Annotated in this window: 1 protein-coding gene and 1 pseudogene; both read right to left on the reverse strand. The window is 38.1% G+C overall.

Annotation, left to right across the window (positions count from 1 at the left end):
- Positions 1-865 (reverse strand): annotated as a pseudogene (locus K7G79_RS14595) (hypothetical protein); the annotation flags it as partial.
- 121 nt (positions 866-986) lie between these two features.
- The gene (locus tag K7G79_RS14600; protein WP_223552333.1) at positions 987-3,161 is read right to left on the reverse strand and encodes a glycoside hydrolase family 3 C-terminal domain-containing protein; all 2,175 of its coding nucleotides are present in this window, start codon (positions 3,159-3,161) and stop codon (positions 987-989) included.
- Positions 3,162-3,266: the final 105 nt, after the last annotated feature.

A 3,266-nucleotide genomic window follows, 5' to 3' on the forward strand; every position in this document is an offset into this window, starting at 1 on the left:
AATCATACTCTTCAAAACCTTCAATCACACCTTTTGCAATGTAATTGGGATGAGCCTGCTTCCCTTCATACTCTCGCTGACATTGAACCTCCACGATCTGTTGATGTTTTCCTTTTCCAAGAATCTGGTTAAAATCATGTGTTCGGAGAAAATCACCACGAGTATGCTTAATTGAAAAAATTAAATTGGGGTGGGGTTCTACCTGGTTGGTTACCGCCAAATAGGTTGAAAGATTATATTGAAAAACATCATGAACCCAATTTCTGTAAAACAATTTTTTATCTCTTTTCACACACACCTCTTCCCTCAACAATTTAATTAATTCAACATGATCAGGAATACTTAATTCTCCTCCTCTAATCGGGCTATTACCCAAATGAAAAGGCGTATCGTGCAGATAGGTTTCTCCAAAACGAAGAACAAGCCCATCCAGTTCTGGAAAAGTATTGAAAATCTCATCCAACTGAATTCTCAAAATTTTCTTGGTCATTTCTTTCCTGATGTCGGGCTTTCGATAGTTTTCTGAATCCACTTTATCTATAAATTCATCGGCAACCATTTGTTTACCATACTTTTCCCAAACTGATTTAGGCACTACCAGAAAATCTGTAAACGGACATAGATCAATGTCTGCTTTTTTCGCTTCTCTTATCTGCTGTTTTAATTTTTTAGCATTTTCCAGTATCCATTCCCTCTCTTCAGAACCTTCAGGTACTATCCCTTCTTCCAAAGAATCGTAAGTAATGCCGCATTGCACAAACCAATGTGGCGTAATGCCACCATAACCAAGCGATTCCAAGAATTGTGTATTGTTAAATTTAGAAACACGAGGGGGAAGTCCTGGATTATTATGAACAAAATCCATTACGTATTTCAAGCTTGTGCCAGACTTCTCATCTTTTTCTTCTTTTTGTTTGCAAGAAAGGGCAATTGCAAACAATGCTATTACTATAATTAATGAACTGAATGTTTTTTTCATCTTCTGTTTATTTGATCAAAAAATTTAGTGATTTATAAATATGCCGTGAAGAATTGCCAACTTCAAGCATATAATTTCCTTTATTTACTTCATACTTCCCTGTCTCGCTATTATACCAGTACAACCGATTGGCAGGAACTGAAATCTCAAGATACTGTTCGTCGCCTTTTTTTAAGCTTACACGCTCGAAAGCCACAAGGGATTTTATAGGACGGTTATAAAAATCTGGTGTAGCAAGGTAAACCTGTATTACTTCATCTCCATCCATTTCTCCTGAATTAGAAATACTTAATGACAAGGATATTGTATCTTTTTTATTGAATTTGTTTTTATTAAGCTTAATATCTGACACATTAAAAGTAGTATAACTCAACCCATACCCGAAAGGATAGGAGACATCACCACTAAAGTATCGATACGTTCTGTTTTCCATTGAATAATCTTCAAATGGGGGTAAATCGTTTATCGAGTGGTAGAATGTAAGAGGTAACCTGCCTCCCGGATCTTTATCTCCAAATAAAACATCAGCAATGGCATTACCGCCTTGCTCTCCCGGATACCAGACCCACAATATGGCATCAACATAAGGTTCAATGGCATCTAAAGAAAGTGCGCTTCCGCCCATTACAACAGCTACCAATGGCTTACCACCCTCCTTTAAGGTTTTAACAAATTCTATTTGATTTTCGGACAGTTGCAAATCATTTTTATCTCCACCGTACTTACTGAGGTAAGCATCGCCCTGTTCTCCTTCGAGCAAAGCATTCATACCCAAAAAAGCAATGGTTACATCGTTAGAACCCGCCATCCAGGTGCCCTTAAAATTCATGTCATCGGCTAGTTTACAACCTTCGTTATAATTAACTGCAACACCTGCGTTGGCGCGGTTTACTATTCCTTCAAACGGTGTTACCCATTGTCCTGAAAAACCATTATAATTTCCCATAAGAGCTTCTAAACTGGTTGCATTAGGGCCGGTTACAAAAATACTTTTGGTACTCTTTTTTAAAGGCAATATCCCATTATTTTTAAGCATAACTATAGACTTCACCGCAGTTTTTCGTGCCAATGCAATATGTTCGGGCGTTGCCACATCCTTGTTGCCCAGGTTTGCCCATGGTGTTTTATCTTCTTCATCGAACCAACCCAAACGAAAAAGTATCCTTAGGGCATCAGCCAAGGCGATGTCGATTTCTTCTTCCGAAATTAATCCCTGGTTAACTGCCTCAGGGAGTTTATTGTATGTACTTCCGCAATTTATGTTTACAGAATGTTTTACCGCAAGTGCTGCCGAATGTACATCGTCCTTCACTGTTTTATGGTATTTCCAGAAATCATAAATTGCACCACAGTCGGATACAATATACCCGTTAAAATTCCAGTCGTTTCTTAGAATTCCGTTCAACAACGTGGGGCTACCACAACACAATTCATTATTTGTACGATTATAGGCACACATAACACCCGCAACCCCAGCATCTACAAGGGTTTTAAAGGCAGGCAGGTAGGTATTGTACAAGTCGTTATCCGAACTAACCGCATTAAATTCATGCCGGACCGCTTCCGGACCGCTATGCACAACATAGTGCTTTGCACAAGCCGCACCTTTTAAATAAAAAGGATCATTACCCTGTATGCCTTCCACAAATGCTTTTCCAATAGCGCCCGACAAATAAGGATCTTCACCATAAGTTTCCTGTCCCCGTCCCCACCTAGGGTCCCGAAAGAGATTAACATTTGGAGACCAATATGTTAACCCAAAATAACGCCCGTAATTACCAATCTTTTTTGCTTCGTTAAATTTAGCTCTTCCTTCATCAGAAATTACAGTTGCAACCTGATGGATTAAATGGGTATCGAATGTAGCTGCCAAACCAATCGCCTGTGGAAAAACAGTGGCTTTTCCCGCACGGGCAATGCCGTGTAAACATTCATTCCACCAATTATAGGGAGGTATTCCCAGCCTTTCAATGCCTTTTGACTCGTGAACCATTAACGAAACTTTTTCTTCAAGAGTCAACCTTTGTATTAAGTCCTCAATTCTTTGTTCGATTTCAACTTCAGGATTGTTAAATACATGTTGAGCATTTGTATTCCATGCTAATCCTAAAAACACAAGAAAAAGTAAATAGTTGGTTTTTATCGTTGTAGTAAATTTGATGTTCCTTCCTTTTGTTTTCATACTAATCTTAATTATTGAGTTATTAAGTTACGTTCTGTTTTATTTGATTCCAATATATAGGTTTTTTATTAATCATTCTCATAATGGAATTGTGCCAAATATTTT

It is taken from the genome of Aestuariivivens sp. NBU2969 (assembly GCF_019931125.1).
In the GTDB taxonomy this organism is placed as follows: Bacteria; Bacteroidota; Bacteroidia; order Flavobacteriales; family Flavobacteriaceae; genus Aestuariivivens; species Aestuariivivens marinum.

Excerpts from the sequence above, each read along its gene's own strand:
- K7G79_RS14600 (WP_223552333.1), bottom strand. The coding sequence starts at position 3,161 with ATGAAAACAAAAGGAAGGAACATCAAATTTACTACAACGATAAAAACC.